This window comes from Phytoactinopolyspora endophytica, from assembly GCF_004138495.1.
In the GTDB taxonomy this organism is placed as follows: domain Bacteria; phylum Actinomycetota; class Actinomycetes; order Jiangellales; family Jiangellaceae; genus Phytoactinopolyspora; species Phytoactinopolyspora endophytica.
Genome location: NZ_ML142860.1, coordinates 89,259 through 89,770 on the forward strand (window position 1 = coordinate 89,259; position 512 = coordinate 89,770).

The window sequence follows — 512 nt, forward strand, 5'->3', positions numbered from 1 at the left end:
CACGGTCGAGCTCGGAACCGTCGCCGTTCCCACGGGCTCGCCGTTGCCGCACGCCGACGACGTCGAGGCGCTCGACGCCGACCCGCTCCGCTGCTTCCACTCCGGGACGAGCGCGGCGATGGTGACCGAGGTCGACGAGACCCGCAAAGCCGGCGACACGCTTGGCGGAGTGGTCGAGGTGGTCGGATACGGCCTGCCTCCCGGGCTGGGCAGCTACGTGCACGGTGACCGCCGGCTGGACGCGCGTCTGGCGGGTGCCCTGATGGGCATCCAGGCGATCAAGGGGGTGGAGGTCGGGGAGGGCTTCGAGCTGGCGCGGACCCGAGGCTCCGCGGCCCAGGACGAGATCGAACCGGTGGCGGGTGGCGGCGTGCACCGGACGTCCGGTCGGTCCGGCGGCATCGAGGGCGGTATGTCCACCGGGGAGGTCATGCGCGTGCGAGCGGCGATGAAGCCGATCTCGACGGTGCCCAGGGCGCTTCGCACAATCGACACCAGTACCGGTGAGGAGA

General features: G+C 71.9%; 1 protein-coding gene. It reads left to right on the forward strand.

The genetic code is table 11. From position 1 onward, the window contains the following. On the forward strand, positions 1-512 hold a 512-nt coding region (locus ELR45_RS41320), incomplete at both ends, for a chorismate synthase (RefSeq protein ID WP_240760008.1).